The sequence below is a fragment of the Castellaniella sp. genome (assembly GCF_049650445.1).
Taxonomy (GTDB): Bacteria; Pseudomonadota; Gammaproteobacteria; order Burkholderiales; family Burkholderiaceae_B; genus Castellaniella.
The window spans coordinates 64,123-80,384 of the sequence record NZ_JBASAD010000020.1; the positions used below are offsets into that span (position 1 = coordinate 64,123).

The following is a 16,262-nucleotide window of genomic DNA, read 5'->3' on the forward strand; positions in this document are numbered from 1 at the left end:
GGGCGGGAGCCTGGCGTCAACGACCGGCGGACGGCGGGGGCGTGTCCGGCGGCTCGGTCCAGACGCCGCCGCGCAGGATCTGATGCGGCCTGAAGCGTGATTTGTAAGCCATTTTACGGCTTTCCTCGATCCAGTAGCCCAGGTACAGCCAGTGCAGGCCCAGGCGGGCGGCGTAGTCCATCTGCCAGAGGATGCCATAGGTGCCCAGGCTGCCCGGCCAGTCGGGATCGTAGAAGGTGTAGACGGCCGACAGTCCGTGGTCGACGCGGTCCATGATGGCCACCATGCGCAGCACGCCGTCGGCGTCGTGGAACTCGGCCAGTTCCGAATGGACCCGGCTGGTGAGCAGGAACTGGGTGTACTGAGCCTGATCGTCCTGGTCCATGCCGGCACCTGGATGACGGCGCTTCTGGTAGCGCAGATAGAGGTCGAAATGCCGGACGTCCCAGTGCAGCGGTGCCAGCCGGGCCCTCAGGACGGGCTGCAGACGGCGCCAGAGCTTGCCCTGGGTGCGATCGCGATGGAAGCGCCGGACGTCGACGCGGATGGGGATGCAGGCCTGGCATTGCTCGCAGGCGGGCCGGTAGGTGAACAGGCCACTGCGGCGAAAGCCCTGCTCGATCAGGCGTGCGTAGGCGGATTCGTCCACCAGGTGGGTGGGCGCGGCGACCTGGGAGCGTGCCATGCGACCGGGCAGATAGCTGCATGGGTAGCTGGCGGTGGTGTAGAACTGCAGGCGGCGGAAGATGGATTCGCTGGGATTGCTCATGAAACGGGCCGAAGTGGCGATCGATTCATTGTGGCACCGGCGACGTGGGAAGGCCAGCCGGGGCCGCGCGCCCGCTGAGGAACTGGTTCAGGGGGCAGGTCGGGCTTGCAGACGCCCATCGGCCCTCAGGCGTCCGCGTCCCCAGGCCGGGGCCGGGGTGTCGCGGCCGGCCGCCAGCATGGCCAGAAATTCGGGCCGGGCCACAGGGCGTGCGCCCAGGCTGGCCAGGTGGGGCGTTTCCTGCTGGCAGTCGATCCAGGACACACTCCGCGTGCGCAGGTGGCTGACCAGATAGGCCAGGGCGATCTTGCTGGCGTCGGCGGCCAGGCTGAACATGGATTCGCCGAAGAAACACTGTCCCAGGCTGACGCCGTACAGGCCGCCGGCCAGCCGGCCGCCGATCCAGGTCTCGATGCTATGGACGTAGCCCATGCGGTGCCATGCGGTGTAGACGGCCTGAATGTCCGGCGTGATCCAGGTGCCGTCCCGCCCTTGTGCCGCGCCGGGTGCGAACCAGTCCTGGCCGGTGCGGGCGGCACCCAGGCCGATGCGCGGGGCACCGCGTCGCGCGCAGTGGGCGATCACGTCGGAGAACGCCTGGTTCAGGGTGACGTGCAGGTCGGGCGGCGAGTCCGAGGCGGTCGGGGCGGTGACGGTTTCGGGTGCAGTGTCCCGGTCGAACTGCCGGACGCGCTTGGCCAGTGAACGGCCGAGGTGGAAATCCTCGCAGCGCAGCACCATGCGCGGATCGGGGCTCCACCACAACACCGGCTCGCCGGGGCTGTACCAGGGGAACAGGCCTTTGCGGTAGGCTTCGTAGAGCCGGGCGGGTGACAGATCCAGCCCTGCCGCCGCCAGGCCGCTGGCGGGCACCGGCGCATGGGCCGGGTCGGGCAGGGGATCGCGGTCTTCGACCCAGGCGATCGTCATGGCATCGTCACGGCGTGTGTCCTGCGGCTCAGTCCGGAAAGCGCAGGGTGATGGCGTAGTGGTGGGTGGGGTATTCGCCCCGGGCGCGGTCCTGCAGGTAGTGTTCCAGCGTCGTGCTGACGGTGCGGAAGGCCAGTTCGTCCCAGGGGATCTCGTCCAGATCGAAGAAGGCGGCCTCCAGGGATTCAGGTCCCGGCGCCAGGTCTGGGCCGAGGACGTCGGCCAGGTAGTACAGGTGGACCTGGTTGGCCAGGGGCACGTCGATCACCGTGAGCAGGGAGCGGATCTCGATGCGCGCACCGGATTCTTCCTGGTTTTCGCGCTCGGCGCCCTGTTCGGTGGTTTCGCCCAGTTCCATGAAACCGGCCGGCAGCGTCCATTTGCCGTAGCGCGGCTCGATGGCACGGCGGCACAGCAGCACCCGGTCGCCCAGGATTGGAACCACGCCGACCACGTTGCGTGGGTTCTGGTAGTGGACCGCACCGCAGTGATGGCACAGGTCGCGGATGCGGTTGTCGTCCGGTGGCGTTTCCCGGCTGAGGGCATGACCGCATTGAGAGCAGAACTGCTGGGTGCGGGGGGCGGGGTGGTAGAAGGCGGGATCGGGCGAAGTCATGCCAGGATTTTAGCCTGCGAGCGATATGGCGTGATGCCGACGTATCGCGTATAGAATGGGCATCGGAACAACTCGCTGAGTCACGGCATGTCGCGCCAGGCCATCCCCAATCTCGACCTGAGCCATATCGCGGGCCCCGACCACGCGGATGCCGACCTGCACTACGAAGCGCTCGGCACCCTGGCCAGTCAACTGGGGCGCAGCATGGCGATGCATCGGCACGACCAGTTCTTTCAGGTGCATTACGTCCTGAACGGCATGGTGCGCGTGCAACTCGAAGACCGGCTCTATCGCCTGCAGGCGCCCATGGTGTTCCTGACTCCGCCCGCGTTCCTGCATGCGTTCGTGACCGACGACGATGCCGATGGTCATGTCCTGACCGTCCGGCCGCGGTCGCTCGGACCGATGCCGCGTGATGGCATGGCCTGGCCGGGCGATGGCGCGCAGATCGCGCCCGTCTGCCTGCCGATCGAGGCGCTGGAAGGCGAATACGCCGCCGAGGCGCACTGCATGGATCTGTTGTTCGGCCTGTTGCGCCGCGAGCATGCCGAGCGCCGGCCCGGTCAGGCCCAGAGTCTGACGTTGCTGGCGCGGCTGATCTTCATCAGCCTGTTGCGGCTGTCTTCCGAGGCGCTGGCCTCACCCCCGCCGTGCCGCGAGGAATTGCAGCTCTTTCAGCAATTCAGCGCCCTGATGGAGGCCCACTTCCGTGAGCACTGGACCTTGCCTCGCTATGCGGCCGATCTGGCCATCGGCGAACAACGGCTCAACGAGGTGTGCCGCCGCATGACCGGCAAACCGCCCAAGCGGCTGATCAACGATCGACTGATGCAGGAGGCGCGCCGCCTGCTGCTGTATACCGGGCAGGCGGTCAGTCAGGTGGGCTATGAGCTGGGGTTCGACGACCCCGCTTACTTCGGTCGTTTCTTTTTGCGGCAGGCGGGCGAGTCGCCGGGCATCTACCGGGCGCGCATGGCCGGCGCGCTCGAGCGCCAGGCCGCAGGCCAGGATGTCCCGGCCCGAGCGCAGGACGCTTGAAGCCCGGGCCCTGCCGGTGATTTCCGGTCGGGGGATCAGGCCGGGGCAGCGATGATCCCTCTGAGTACCTGCTTGAAGGTCTCCACCTGGGCCCGGTCGAAGCGGGCGAAGACCTTTTCCTCGTGACGCCGCGCCGTTGCCCAGATTCCACGGGCTTGCGTCGCACCTGCCGCCGTCAGCGTTTCGCCGTCCGGCGTGCGCTCGACCAGGCTGCGGCTGCGCAGCAGATCCAGGGTCTGTTCAACCTGGTGCTGCGGCATATCGGCCTGACGGGCCAGCACCGCCATGTCCTGGACGGGGCCGTCGTTCAGGATCATGAGCAGGCGTGCTTCGCCGGGCCGCCAGCCGGTTTCGATCTGCCGGGGCTGGTAGCTTTCCTGGTAGTGACGCACGGCCTGGGTCATCAGGAAATAGGGATGATCGGCCAGGCGGGCCTGCAGGTCGTTGGCGGCCTCTTCGGAGGCCGCGGCCTGCGGCGGCTGCCGGTGGGGGTGGGGCAGCACCATGGCGTACGAGCCCTGGTGGTACAGCAGGGGGGCCGTGCCCCGGTCTTCGAATGCCTGTACCCGGCCGATGAGGATCCAGTGATCACCGCCTTCGATGATTTCGACCTTCTCGCACTGAAAGTTGGCGCTGGCGCCGTCCAGCAGGATGCAGCCGCTCTGTCCAGCGTGCCAGGCGACGCCGGCGTAGCGGTCTTCGATCGGCCGGGCGAAGCGGTTGGACAGTTCGATCTGGTCCATGGCCAGGACATTGATGGCGAAATGGGTGGCGCGCCGGAACACCGGCAAGCTGCCTGAGCGCTTGTCGATGCTCCAGAGGATCAGCGGCGGATCGAGCGAAACCGAACTGAAGCTGTTGGCGGTCACGCCCACCATGTCATCACCGGCGCGGGCCGTCACGACGGTGACGCCGGTGGCGAAATTGCCCAGCGCCCGGCGGAAGATGCGTGGGTCGAATGCGGTCTGTTCGGCGAGGTGCGGGGCGTCCATGGGCGGCTCTCCTCAGATCATCGTGGGGTCGGGTTCCATGCCCATGAGCTGGCGTCCCAGGATCTGGGAGCACACGTCGTAGTCGGTATACGCGTGGGCGGCCGTCATGTGGCTGTCGCGGAACAGGCGCTGCATTTCGTTGGTTTCGAACCAGGCGCCGGCCCCCGCGGCCTCGAACAGGCGCTTGACCGACTCGACGCACATCTTCACCACGTAGGCCTGGTTGGTGCGCCAGGCGGTCAGCGTCTCGACGGAGGGATAGCGCTTGGCTTCGCCGTGCGCGCGGTGGTCTTCCCAGGTTTTTTCGAGCAGGGCCCGGGCGGCCGCCACCTGGTGGGTGGATTCGGCCAGGCGCATCAGGGCCGGGGTGGCCGTGCCCACGCTGGCACCCGTGTAGGCGCGCACGCGGTTGCGGGTCTTTTCCTTGAAGGCTTCGAGCATGCGCTCGGCGATCCCCAGGCTGATGGATGAGAAGCCGCTGGCGAAATAGGGTCGGTACGGGGTGTAGAAGATCTTGCTGTCGGGGTACAGGCCGAAACCGGCCGAGCGGCCTTCCATCATGTCCTTGGCGGCCTGGATGCGGTGTTCGGGCACGAAGACCTTGTCCAGCAGCAGCGTCTTGGAGCCGCTGCCGCGCATGCCGATGGCGTACCAGTCGTCGCGGATGGTGTAGTCCTGGCGCGGCACCACGGCGAAGCAGTAGGTCTTTTCGCCGGCGGGGTTCATGCGGTTGAAACCGACGATGGCCCATTCGGCGTGATCGCAGCCGCTGCTCCAGCCCATTTCGCCGCTGAACAGCACGCCGCCTTCGACTTCTTCGGTGCGTCCGAAGGGGGCGATGCTGCTGCTGGCGGTGGCGTCGGGGTTTTCGCCCCAGAGTTCGTCCTGCAGTTGCTTGGAGAACATGGCGAGCTGGTGATTATGGGTGCACAGCAGGCTGAAGGCCCAGGTCGCGCCGGCGTCCGCACCGGCCAGGGCGGCGACGCAATCGCCGAATTCGGGCAGCGACATTTCCAGGCCACCGTAGGCCTTGGGCTGGAAGGCGCGGTGCAGGCCGGTGCTCTTGAGCAGAGCGATGGTTTCTGCGGGCACCTGGCGTTCGTGTTCGGATTGTGCGGCGCGGGCGGCGAGTTCGGGAAGAATGGCCTGGATGCGTTCCAGCATGGGGGTCGTGTTTGTCATGGCTTGTCTCCTGGATCCGAAGGATCGAATGACGAATATGAACGGCTCCCAAAAATTGTAAATATGTTAGTGAATTTTCCTGAATGCACATTCCGGGCCGAACATGGCACTTTTCTCGGATCTGGGGAAAACCCCGAGTCAGCCCGGCTCAGGGCCGACGGATGAAACCCAGCGTGGTTTCCAGGGCATCGGCCGACAAAAGGCCTAGTGGCGTCTCGGTGCCGCCCAGATGCACGGCCATGACGGGGGCATCGGGGTTTTCCAGCCAATCGTCCAGCGGCCGGCCATCGGCCGTGCACAAGGTGTCGAGCACCCGGGCCAGATCACGGTCCGCCACCAGCCCAGCGCCCTGGCCCGCCTGGGCGTACAGACGGCCTTCCGGGTCCAGCCACCAATGTGTCACCGGACCGTAGTCGAGACCGGTGTGGGTGCGCAGCAGGGGACTGCCCTGCGCGTCGGTCTCCAGGCCCAGAATCCAGGGGGCGCCGTCCAGGCGCACGTAGACGCGCTGTGGGCCGTTCTGGAAGAACCAGCGGCCCGCGTCGTCCGCCTGGAAGTTGCGGCCGATGAAGGCGATGATCTGCGGGCTGGTGATGGCCTCGCCGGGTTCTTCATCCGGCGCGCCCCAGCCCCGTCCGTGGGGATGCAGGCGCCACTGGCCGCGCGCCGTCAGCGACAGCCAGCCGTGGACCGCCGGCACGTTCGGCCAGCGGGCCATGGCGGCGAGTACTTGATCGTCCATTGCGGGGTTCCGGATGCAGCTTGTCCAGGCAGTGTAGCCGAGCGCAGTCCGGGCAGCCCCGGGGCGTAGAATGGCCTTTTGGATCATGTCAGGACACATCATGGATACCCCGTTGACCAGCGCCACGCCCGCCGGCCTGGACGCCGACGCCCTCCGGACTTTCGTCGATGACGTCTGGGATCGCGAGATCGTTCCCGCCTTGACCGATTACATCGCCGTGCCGGCGAAAAGCCCCGCCTTTGACGCCGACTGGGCCGCCCACGGCTACATCGACCGCGTGGTGGAGGATGCCGCCTCCTGGGTGCGGACGCGGCGGATCCAGGGCCTGTCTGTCGAAGTCATACGCCTGCCGGGCCGTACCCCGGTGTTGTACTTCGAGGCGCCCGCGACGCGTCAGGACGACGGCGGCGCGGTGCTGATGTACGGTCACCTGGACAAACAGCCGGAATTTTCCGGCTGGCGCGCCGGCCTGGGGCCGTGGACGCCCGTGATGCGCGACGGGAAGCTGTACGGCCGGGGCGGCGCCGACGACGGCTATGCCGTCTACGCTTCGCTTACCGCTCTCGAGGCGCTGGACCGCCAGGGCGTGCCGCGTCCGCGCTGCGTCGGCCTGATCGAGACCTGCGAAGAATCCGGCAGCTACGATCTGCTGCCTTACGTCGATGCCCTGCGCGACCGCCTGGGCCGCGTCGCGCTGGTGGTCTGCCTGGATTCCGGGGCGGGCAATTATGACCAGCTCTGGATGACGACCTCGCTGCGCGGCCTGGTGACCGGCACACTGGAAGTCCAGGTGCTGGACGAGGGCGTGCATTCGGGTGATTCCAGTGGTGTGGTGCCGTCCAGCTTCCGCATCCTGCGCCATCTGCTGGATCGCCTGGAAGACAGCGGCACGGGCCGCGTGCTGCCGGCCAGCTTTCATTGCGAGATCCCGGCCGAGCGCGCCGAGCAGGCGCAGGCGACCGCCCGCATTCTGGGCGACGAAGTCTGGAAGCGCTTCCCCTGGAGTTGCGGCGCCGAGGGCAGCGTCGTCCTGCCCATGACCACGGAACCGCAGCAGGCACTGCTGAACCGCACCTGGCGGCCGACGCTGTCCGTCACCGGCGCCGAGGGCTTGCCGCCCCTGACCAGCGCGGGCAACGTGCTGCGTCCGCGCACCGCCTTCAAGCTGTCCTTGCGCCTGCCGCCGCTGGTCGACGCCGGTGCGGCAGCGGAAGAACTGAAGCACTTGCTGGAGCAGGATGCCCCCTATCGGGCCCGCGTCCTGTTCCAGCCCGATCCCGGCATCGCCAGCGGCTGGAACGCCCCGGAATCCGCGCCCTGGCTGACCGCTGCGCTGGATGCCGCATCGCGGCGATATTTCGACGCGCCCTGCGGCTACATCGGCCAGGGCGGCACGATCCCGCTGATGAACCTGTTGCGTGAGGGCTTCCCGGCCGCCCAGTTCATGGTCTGCGGCGTGCTGGGGCCGCAATCCAACGCCCACGGTCCCAACGAATTCTTGCACGTGTCGTACGGCAAACGGCTGACGGCAGCGGTGGCTCAGGCCATGGCGGCCTTGCCGACGGGGATGCGGGACGATGAGTGAGGCGCGGGCAGTTCCAGCGCCTTTGATCCAGGCCTGGCGCCGCCAGTTGCGTGAGCACCGGGTCGCGGCCCTGGGGCTGGGGGTGGCGCTGCTGGCCGTGCTCTGGCTGTTGCTCGGCGGTGGCGCGGAATCGTTTTCGGAAGGCAATCGGGACTATCTGGGGTATGCGGCTCTGGGCGGCGCGGCCGGTTTCGGCGCTACGGCGCTGGGTGCGCTGCTGGCCTTTGGCCTGCGGTCCGTCGAGACCCGCGCCCAGGACTGCATGCTGGGATTCGCTGCCGGCATGATGCTGGCCGCCAGCTCGTTTTCGCTGATCCTGCCCGGCCTGGACGCGGCCCGCGATCTGCTGGACAGCGGTGCGGGCGCGGCGCTGACGGTCGCCATCGGCCTGGGCCTGGGGGTGCTGCTGATGCTGGGGCTGGACTACTTCACACCCCATCAGCACGAAAGTTCCGGTGCTCATGGCCCGGCCGCCGAGCGCATCGGCGGCGTCTGGCTGTTCGTGCTGGCCATCATCCTGCACAACCTGCCTGAGGGCATGGCGATCGGCGTGGGTTTTGCCCGGGGCGACCTGGCGGTCGGCCTGCCGCTGACCACGGCCATCGCCATTCAAGACATCCCCGAGGGTCTGGCCGTGGCCCTGGCGCTGCGGGCCATCGGCCTGCCGATCGGACGGGCGGTTCTGGTCGCCGTCGCCTCCGGCCTGATGGAGCCTCTGGGCGCCCTGATAGGCGTGGGTATCGCCAGCGGCCTGCCCATCGCCTATCCGGTCAGCCTGGGCCTGGCTGCCGGCGCCATGATTTTCGTGGTGTCGCACGAAGTCATCCCCGAGACCCACCGCAACGGCCACCAGACGGCGGCCACCGTCGGCCTGATGGCCGGCTTCGCCGTGATGATGTTTCTGGATACGGCGCTGGGGTAGGTTAGGCGTCCCGTTCTGTTGTTTTTTTGCGGCATGGCTGATGATGTGTATAGGTTGTAGTATACTTTCCCAAAGTTGCCGCGACGTGCAGAATGATTCCATGAAAAACGCGCGGTGCTTGTCCTGATCTTCTTCCTTTGCCGGCCGCGCCCGATCCCGGGCTCCCGTTTCCGGCAGCCTCTCGCCCGCAGCGAATACCCCTGCGGGTAGAGCTCAACCCCACGCGCTTTGCGCTCTCATTGTTTTCATCGGATGTCCGGCCCTCGTCGCCCGCATCGAAAGGTTTTCATGTATCCATCCATACAGGTTGGCAAGTACCTGGTTTCTCCGCTGGTCCGCCGCGATCATGGGGGGCAGTATGTCGCCTCCGTTTCGATTCGCAGCGGCCATGCCAGCATGACCCAGGATCGCCTGATGCGGTTCTCGCCGCTCTTCGAATCTGCCCAGGCGGCGGTCGAGTTCGCCAAGGCCGAGGCATTCAGCTATATCCGGACGCGTGCGCTGCCCGTCATCCAGGCGTAGCCACGCCCGCAGGCGGTGGGAACATTGCTCTTGCGTCCGGTGCTTCATTTGCGACAAATTGAAATCGTGATTGTGTTGCATGCAATAAACCCCCATAGTGGGGACGGGGAAAGTTTCCCTTTTATCCTTTAGGAATGACATTGACTACAGAAACTGGCATTGTGAAATGGTTCAACAGCGAAAAGGGATTCGGCTTCATCATGCCGGATTCCGGCGGCAAGGATCTTTTCGCGCACTACTCGGAGATCCAGGGCTCCGGCCACAAGTCCCTTGAAGAAAACCAACGCGTCTCCTTCGTGTCCGCACCCGGACAGAAGGGACCTCAGGCCACCAAGATCCAGGTGCTCTGATCTCAGACGTATTCCCGCCTTCGGCGGGGATGCGCGGAGCGACCGGGCCTCCCGAAACGGGGGCCCGGTTTTTTTGTGCGCCCAGCATGGGCGCACTCCTGCGGGTGCAAGTACATTGGCGACACATTATCCAGTGGGCTAAGCTTCTTCGCATCAATTGCCTCAAGGGGACCATCAATGCAGAAACTCGGAATCGCTGCTGTACTCGCTATTCTTGGCGGGTGCGCGCAAGTGTCCGGTCACCAGCAAACGGAACGGGTAGGCATGGCAAACCCAGCGTCGGTGTATTGCCAACAGGTGGGCGGCAAGTTGACGATCGAAAACACACCAGCAGGTCAGGTAGGAATGTGCGCGCTGCCCGATGGAAGCAAAATCGAGGAATGGGAGCTGTTTAGGGCCGCGCGTCAATGTGGCGCTGACTCCCGTCAAAATTTAGTCGGTACACCTGAATCCGGTCTCGATCGATCCTTGATGCCGAAACTGTCACGAGTCATTCACCACAATTCGGCGGTCACAATGGATTTCAGATCAGACCGGCTGAATGTGTACGTCGACGAAAAAGGAAAGATTGCGCGCGTCGCTTGTGGGTGATTTTTGCCGGTGAGTTCGACGCTATGCAGGCGTTGATCGTTCATGGGCAAGCCAAGCTTTATTCCGCGATGTGGCCTATGCTGATGGGCTGACTGAAGCAAATCCGTTCCGGTCACTGACAGCGGGGAAGAAATGGACAAGAAAGATAAAGATCAGAAGCAAGAGGCGGTGAAGCCCGCAAATCCCAAGGCCGTGCCGAAACAGCCGCGTTGGCCAGGCATGGGCGGCAACTCAGGGATCAAAAGCGCCAAGTCCGTGCATAGTCGCATGCCAACGGGACGCGGGTCGGCGCGGGGCCGATAGACCGGGTTCCGTACGGCATCCGCCCGCGGGTCTGTCGGGCGATCTGCCGTTTGCTGACCCGATGCGGCCTCACTTTTATTGACACATGACGTTTCAACCGAAAACGCAGCCCGTACAAGTTGCCGTGTATTGTGAAATCGTCAATTTTGGGGATGAAGCACTATCAATAAGGAGGTCTCATGCTTCACTACGCTGTCGTGTTTCTCATTATCGCTTTGGTGGCAGGGTTTCTCGGCTTCTTCGGCATTGCTGGTATTGCCGCTGAAATTGCCAAGGTCCTCTTCATCATTTTCATCATTCTGTTTATCGCATCCTTGATATTCGGGCGCGGACGGGGATGACCGCTACGCTGCCGGGCGCAGTCCACCCAGCGCAGCGGTCAGCGCCACATCCTCCGATTCCAGACGCAAAAAAGCCCGCGCTGGGGCGGGCTGCTGTGGCACTTTGCGGAAATGCGGAACTTCAAATGATGCGTTGATAGCCGCATCGATACTGGAGGCGCAAGCCGGAATCGAACCGACGTACACGGATTTGCAATCCGCTGCATCACCACTCTGCCATTGCGCCGGTGACGTCTGGTGCCCGGGGTGTCCCAGGCCAAGTCCAGCATTATACGATATTTTTCACCGCATCTCGAACGCCTCCCGATGTACCGGGACATCCTTGAGACCCAGAGTGCGCAGGCCGGTCTCCAGGTTCCGGGCCAGGCCGGCCGGGCCGCAGAACCAGACGTCCAGGGCATCGCCGGGCTGGGCGCCGGCTTCGCGGCTCAGGGTCTCGGCGTCCAGGCGCTGGCCGGCGCCGGCGTCATGGATGTGCAGCGTGATGTGCGGCAGGGTGGCGCAGAGTGTCTTCAGGCGTTCGACGAAGGGATCGTGGGCCGCGTCGCGGACACAGTAGTGCAGTTGTGCCTGGGGCGCGACGTCCGGGCGGGCCTGCAGCGATTCCAGCCAGGCCAGGAACGGGGTGATGCCGATGCCGCCGGCCACCCAGGCCTGGCGGGCATCGCCCCGGCGGTGATCGAAGCGGCCGTAGGGGCCTTCGATCTGGACGGGCTGACCGGGTTCCAGGCGCTGCGCCAGGCCGCGGGTGTAATCGCCCAGAGCCTTGATCTGGAAGGTCAGGCGGCGGGCGCCGGCCGAGTCGGCGCTGGCGATGGTATAGGGGTGGGCGCCTTCACGGGGATCGAAGGTCACGAAGGCGAATTGTCCCGCTCGGTGGCCGGGCCAGCCGGCGTCCATGACACAGGAGACTTCGCTGATGCCGGAGGGCAGGGCACGGACGGACTCGATGTGTCCGGTGTGGCGGCGGCGCTGGCCGATGCGCTGGCGCAGCGCAGGAATGGCCGACAGACTGCCTGCGAGCATGAGCGCGCCCATCATCAGGCCCAGGGGCTGCATCCACCAGGCCAACGGCGTCAGGGCCACGGAGTGGAACACCAGGGCCAGGTAAAGCAGGGGCATGACGCGGTGCAGGAGCCGCCAGGGCTTGTAAGGAAATGCTTTCCACAGGGTGAGGACCAGGGAGACGAGCAGGGCGTAGATCACCCATTCTCCGACGTCCTTGGCCAGGCCGTGGCTGGATTGCATGAAGTCCAGCACGGCGACCTTGGGCGGCTTGTTCACGGCTGCGCCGATCAGGCTGCGCAGCGTGCCGCCGCCCAGTTCCAGCAGCCAGTGCAGGGTGCCCAGGCCGATGGCCAGGATGCCGGTCCATTTGTGCAGACGGTAGATGCGGTCCATGCCGCCCAGCACCGGTTCCAGCCAGGCCGGGCGGGTTGCCAGGATCATGACCAGGGACATCAGACCCATGGCCCAGACGCCGCTCAAGTAAATCGCCTGCTTGCGGGCCACCCATGGCCAGTCACCGGCCATGGGGTTCAGGACGAAGGCGTCCCAGGCCCATGCCAGGGCCAGGACGCCGAGGAAAGCGGTCAGGATGGTTCGAATTTTCATGGGTGATTCCTTGTGCGCGGACCGATGCGGATCGGTGATGGAGGCAGTATGGAATCCGGTGCCTGAATCCTTCGTGAAGCCCGCGTTCATCTGGCGTTCATGCTCGGCGGTGCGGGGCGGCTGACAGGGGCGTGGCGGGATCCGTCATGTTGAAAGCGAGCGTTTCCGGAGCCCGCCCGGCCCTGGTCCTCATGCTAAGGTGAGTCATCCCGTCAGCGGACAGCGAGGAAGGAAATCATGCCGAGCACACAGTCCACAGCCCGGGACGTGGTGGAGCGCTATCTCGTCCTGCTGCGTCCGGATGACCCCGTCGGGGGGGCCCAGGCGCTCGCCGAACTGACTCAGGTGACCGTGATCAGCCGCTCAAACGCCACGACGGCGCAGCGGGCTGCGCCTTGCGCCCTGGTTTTCGACCACATCGGTGTCGCGCGCGTGCATTGCACCGCGCAGACCCGGCAACGTCTGGCCGATGCGGCGGCAGCCGGGAACAGCGCCATTCTGGCGATCGAGTCCGAACGCACCGTCTACGCCATCGCCACCGGGGCCCGCGCGCCAGTCCCCGCGCGCGGTCATGGGTACGGACAGGCCGGTGCGACCTGGGGCGCGCATGCGGTCGGCGCGGATGCCTCGCCCTATACGGGCAAGGGCATCCGCATCGCGGTGCTGGATACCGGTCTGGATCTGTCCCATCCGGATTTCGCCGGCCGCGATATCGTGTCTCAGTCTTTCGTGGAAGGCCAGACTGTCCAGGACGGCAACGGCCACGGTACGCACTGCGCGGGCATCGCGGCCGGCCCGGCGGCACCCGGCGCGCAGTCCCGTTACGGTGTGGCCGGCGAGGCGGAACTGTACGTGGGCAAGGTGCTGGGCGACGAGGGCAGCGGCAGCGATGGCGGCATCCTGGAGGGCATCGACTGGGCCATCGAGCACGGCTGCCATATCGTTTCCATGTCGCTGGGCAGTCCGGTGCAGCCCGGGCAGGGCTATTCGGCCGTGTTCGAAGCAGTCGGCCAGCGCGCGCTGGCGGCCGGCACCCTGATCGTGGCGGCTGCGGGCAACGAGAGCCACCGTCCGGAATCCGTCGCGCCGGTCGGCCATCCGGCCAACTGTCCGTCGATCCTGGCCGTGGCCGCCGTCGATGAGCGGCTGCGTGTGGCGCCGTTTTCCTGCGCCGGACTGGAGGGCGGTGGCGGCGATGTGGACGTGTCGGCGCCCGGCGTGGATATTCTGTCGGCCTGGTCTGCGCCGGATCTGTACAACACCATCAGCGGCACCAGCATGGCCACGCCGTTCGTGGCGGGTGTGGCCGCGTTGCATGCACAGGCCGACCCGGCCGCTCGCGCCGCCCGCCTGGGCGAGCGGCTGACGCAGTCCGCACAGGCCCTGCGGGATTCCGCGCGCGATGTGGGCGCCGGCCTGGTGCGGGCACCGTCTGGAGCATGACATGGCCCGGATACACCTGATCGTCCTGGTGCATGAAACCTGGCGCGACCGTTATTCCCTGGTCGTGGAGGATTGTCGACAGGCGGGGCTGACGGTGGAGCGGGAAATGATCGCCGCAGGTGTCATCGCCGGCAGCATCGAGGAACACCTGCTGGCCGCCCTGGCGGAGATCGAGGGCGTTGCGGCGGTGGAGCCTGAACGCATCAGTCGGGCCCTCGAAAATCCCTGCGGCGAGCCCTGTGCCGAGCCCCTGAATCGAACGCCCGGGCCCGTCTCCGGATCGCCCGTCCGCTGATCCTCGACCTGCACGCTGGTCGCCCTGGTGCGGATCGGCCGAGAGAGTGAAGTTGTTAAGATGGCGTTTTCCTTCACATTCCGGGTCGATCCATGGGTACCACGCTACCGTTCATCACCGGCGCCATCTGGCTGTATGTGCTGGGGCGTTTCATCTGGCCCCTGCCGTGCGGGATCGGTACGCGGGCCATCCTGGCGCTGGTGGTTTTCCTGGTGGCCCAGTACCACTGGTTCACCAGCCGTTTCTTTGGTTCCTTGGCGTCGCCGGAATTGCCCCAGGGCGTCCTCATCGGCCTGGGCTGGGCCTTTGGCGCGTTCCTGCTGCTGGCGATGCTTCTGCTGCTGCGCGACGTGGCGGGCGGGCTGGTGTTCCTGGTCGCACGCGATGCTGGGCGAGCCATTCTGGGCGGGCGGGCGTTGCATCTGTCGCTGGGCGCGCTGGCCCTGATCCTGTCGACCATCGGCGTCTGGCAGGCGGTTCGGGTGCCTGGCGTCAAGACGCTGGAAATCACGCTGCTCGGTCTGCCGCCGGCCTTCGATGGTTACCGTCTCGTGCAGTTGACCGATCTGCACGCCAGTCGCCTGTTGCCGGAATACTGGCAGGCGGCCGTGGTGGCAAAGACCAATGCCCTGAATGCCGATCTGGTCGTCATCACGGGCGATCTGGCCGATGGCATGCCCGAGGCCCGGGCGGCCGACGTGCGTCCCCTGCAGGATATGCGGGCGCGCGACGGCGTGCTGGCCGTCCCCGGCAATCATGAGTACTACGCCAACTACCAACGCTGGATGGCCGCGTATCGGGCGCTGGGCCTGGACATGCTGGAAAACGCCCACGTTCTCATCCGGCGCGGCGATGCCACGCTGGCGGTAGCCGGGATCACGGATCGCCAGGCGGTGCCGTTCGGTCAACCGCGTCCCGACCTGGGTGCGGCCCTGAAGGGCCTGGAGCCGGGCGTGCCCGTGATCCTGCTGGACCATCGTCCGGAGAGCGCGGTGCAGCATGCGCAGGCCGGGGTGACGCTGCAATTGTCCGGCCATACACATGGCGGGCAGATCCTGGGGCCGCACCTGTTGACGAAGTGGGCCAATGGGGGCTTCGTTTCCGGCCTGTATCAGGTGGACGGCATGCAGTTGTACGTCAGCAACGGCGCGGGGTTGTGGAACGGCCTGGCGATCCGTCTGGGACGGCCGTCCGAGATCACTCAGTTCATATTGCGGTCGGGAGGCCGCTAGGTGGACTCCCTGATCCTGATCGCAGGCGCGGGTGTGGTGGCCGGCGCCATGAACGCCCTGGCCGGCGGCGGCTCGTTCGTCAGCCTGCCCACCCTGATCGCCGCCGGCGTGCCGCCAGTGCTGGCCAATACGTCCAGCACTGTTGCACTGTACCCCGGGGGCATGGCCAGCGCCTGGGCCTACCGCGACGGACTCGTCGGCGTGGGCGATGTCGGCTTGCGGCCGCTGCTGGCGGTGACGCTGCTGGGTGGCGTCGCGGGTGCCTTTCTGCTGCTGCATACCTCCACGCGGGCCTTCGATGTCGTGCTGCCCTGGTTGCTGCTGGTCGCTGCCTTCGCCCTGGGTTTCGGGCGCCGCCTGGGCGAATGGATGCGCGCGCGCTGGCGCGTTCGCCCGGTCCTGGTGCTGGGCCTGCAGTTCGGGTTGGGGGTGTATGGCGGCTATTTCGGTGGTGCGGTCGGCATCATGATGATGGCCGTCTGGGGCCTGCTGGGCGCGCATGACATCAAAAGCATGCACCCGCCGCGCACCCTGATGGTGACCGCCGCCAATACCATGGCGGTGCTGATCTTCATCGCGGCCGGCGCGGTGCAGTGGCGCGAGACCCTGATCATGCTGGTGGCCGCCATTCTGGGCGGCTATGGCGGGGCGTTGCTGGGCAAACGCATCCCGGCTCCGATCGTCAGGGCCGGGACCTTGCTGCTGACCGCCTTCATCACTGTGGCGTTCTTTGTGCGGGCGTACGGCTGAAATCCGGTCCGGACCGAACCCCGGGCGTGGCGCGCCCGGCGCCGC

The 16,262-nt window shown here is 66.3% G+C and carries 18 protein-coding genes and 1 tRNA gene; 11 read left to right on the forward strand and 8 right to left on the reverse strand.

Annotation, left to right across the window (positions count from 1 at the left end; all coding sequences use genetic code 11):
• Nucleotides 1-16 precede the first annotated feature (16 nt).
• The 3 genes from WA983_RS06885 to WA983_RS06895 all read right to left on the reverse strand — a co-directional run bounded on the left by WA983_RS06885 (nt 17) and on the right by WA983_RS06895 (nt 2,315).
• On the reverse strand, nt 17-769 hold the full coding sequence (locus tag WA983_RS06885; protein WP_424247944.1) for an arginyltransferase: 753 nt from the start codon (nt 767-769) through the stop codon (nt 17-19).
• Between the two features lie 87 nt (nt 770-856).
• Nucleotides 857-1,699, reverse strand: a complete 843-nt coding sequence (aat, locus tag WA983_RS06890; protein ID WP_424311788.1) for a leucyl/phenylalanyl-tRNA--protein transferase — start codon at nt 1,697-1,699, stop codon at nt 857-859.
• 28 nt (nt 1,700-1,727) lie between these two features.
• On the reverse strand, nt 1,728-2,315 hold the full coding sequence (locus WA983_RS06895) for an NUDIX hydrolase (RefSeq protein WP_424247948.1): 588 nt from the start codon (nt 2,313-2,315) through the stop codon (nt 1,728-1,730).
• An 87-nt stretch (nt 2,316-2,402) separates the two neighbouring features.
• On the opposite strand from WA983_RS06895, the gene hpaA reads away from it, so the two are divergent.
• Nucleotides 2,403-3,353, forward strand: a complete 951-nt coding sequence (gene hpaA / locus WA983_RS06900) for a 4-hydroxyphenylacetate catabolism regulatory protein HpaA (RefSeq protein WP_424247950.1) — start codon at nt 2,403-2,405, stop codon at nt 3,351-3,353.
• Between the two features lie 35 nt (nt 3,354-3,388).
• Here the strand turns inward: hpaA and WA983_RS06905 are convergent, their stop codons facing one another.
• The 3 genes from WA983_RS06905 to WA983_RS06915 form a co-directional block, all read right to left on the reverse strand.
• Nucleotides 3,389-4,345, reverse strand: a complete 957-nt coding sequence (locus tag WA983_RS06905; protein ID WP_424247952.1) for a p-hydroxyphenylacetate 3-hydroxylase reductase component — start codon at nt 4,343-4,345, stop codon at nt 3,389-3,391.
• 12 nt (nt 4,346-4,357) lie between these two features.
• Entirely contained in the window at nt 4,358-5,527 is a 1,170-nt protein-coding gene (locus WA983_RS06910; protein WP_424247954.1) for a p-hydroxyphenylacetate 3-hydroxylase oxygenase component, read from the reverse strand.
• A 148-nt stretch (nt 5,528-5,675) separates the two neighbouring features.
• On the reverse strand, nt 5,676-6,269 hold the full coding sequence (locus tag WA983_RS06915) for a DUF2946 family protein (protein ID WP_424247956.1): 594 nt from the start codon (nt 6,267-6,269) through the stop codon (nt 5,676-5,678).
• Nucleotides 6,270-6,369: 100 nt separating this feature from the next.
• Here WA983_RS06915 and WA983_RS06920 point away from each other — a divergent pair, with 100 nt between their 5' ends.
• The 6 genes from WA983_RS06920 (at nt 6,370) to WA983_RS06945 (ending at nt 10,883) form a co-directional block, all read left to right on the forward strand.
• Nucleotides 6,370-7,854, forward strand: coding sequence for a M20 family metallopeptidase (locus tag WA983_RS06920; RefSeq protein ID WP_424311789.1), 1,485 nt, complete (start codon nt 6,370-6,372; stop codon nt 7,852-7,854).
• Entirely contained in the window at nt 7,847-8,776 is a 930-nt protein-coding gene (locus WA983_RS06925) for a ZIP family metal transporter (RefSeq protein ID WP_424311790.1), read from the forward strand. The genes WA983_RS06920 and WA983_RS06925 overlap by 8 nt, the downstream gene beginning before the upstream one ends.
• Nucleotides 8,777-9,064: 288 nt before the next feature.
• Complete coding sequence (locus tag WA983_RS06930; RefSeq protein ID WP_424250131.1) at nt 9,065-9,298, forward strand: hypothetical protein; 234 nt, start codon at nt 9,065-9,067, stop codon at nt 9,296-9,298.
• A gap of 134 nt (nt 9,299-9,432) precedes the next feature.
• Nucleotides 9,433-9,648 (forward strand): cold-shock protein, encoded by a 216-nt coding sequence (locus tag WA983_RS06935; protein WP_424250129.1) that lies wholly within the window; start codon nt 9,433-9,435, stop codon nt 9,646-9,648.
• Between the two features lie 177 nt (nt 9,649-9,825).
• Nucleotides 9,826-10,239 carry an I78 family peptidase inhibitor gene (locus WA983_RS06940; protein WP_424311791.1) on the forward strand — a complete coding sequence of 138 codons (414 nt, stop codon included), beginning with the start codon at nt 9,826-9,828 and terminating at the stop codon, nt 10,237-10,239.
• Nucleotides 10,240-10,721: 482 nt separating this feature from the next.
• A complete protein-coding gene (locus WA983_RS06945) occupies nt 10,722-10,883 on the forward strand; it encodes a DUF1328 domain-containing protein (RefSeq protein WP_424252370.1) in 162 nt (53 codons plus the stop codon).
• Between the two features lie 152 nt (nt 10,884-11,035).
• Here the strand turns inward: WA983_RS06945 and WA983_RS06950 are convergent.
• Both WA983_RS06950 and WA983_RS06955 read right to left on the reverse strand, forming a co-directional pair.
• Nucleotides 11,036-11,109: transfer RNA gene (locus tag WA983_RS06950), tRNA-Cys, on the reverse strand.
• 56 nt (nt 11,110-11,165) lie between these two features.
• A complete protein-coding gene (locus WA983_RS06955; protein WP_424252368.1) occupies nt 11,166-12,497 on the reverse strand; it encodes a ferredoxin reductase family protein in 1,332 nt (443 codons plus the stop codon).
• Between the two features lie 237 nt (nt 12,498-12,734).
• Between WA983_RS06955 and WA983_RS06960 the strand changes: the two genes are divergently transcribed.
• The 4 genes from WA983_RS06960 to WA983_RS06975 all read left to right on the forward strand — a co-directional run bounded on the left by WA983_RS06960 (nt 12,735) and on the right by WA983_RS06975 (nt 16,217).
• Nucleotides 12,735-13,940, forward strand: a complete 1,206-nt coding sequence (locus WA983_RS06960) for a S8 family serine peptidase (RefSeq protein WP_424311792.1) — start codon at nt 12,735-12,737, stop codon at nt 13,938-13,940.
• Between the two features lies 1 nt (nt 13,941).
• Entirely contained in the window at nt 13,942-14,235 is a 294-nt protein-coding gene (locus tag WA983_RS06965; RefSeq protein ID WP_424311793.1) for a hypothetical protein, read from the forward strand.
• Nucleotides 14,236-14,327: 92 nt separating this feature from the next.
• Complete coding sequence (locus tag WA983_RS06970) at nt 14,328-15,467, forward strand: metallophosphoesterase (protein ID WP_424311794.1); 1,140 nt, start codon at nt 14,328-14,330, stop codon at nt 15,465-15,467.
• The gene (locus WA983_RS06975; protein WP_424250681.1) at nt 15,468-16,217 is read left to right on the forward strand and encodes a sulfite exporter TauE/SafE family protein; all 750 of its coding nucleotides are present in this window, start codon (nt 15,468-15,470) and stop codon (nt 16,215-16,217) included.
• The last annotated feature ends 45 nt before the right edge of the window (nt 16,218-16,262 follow it).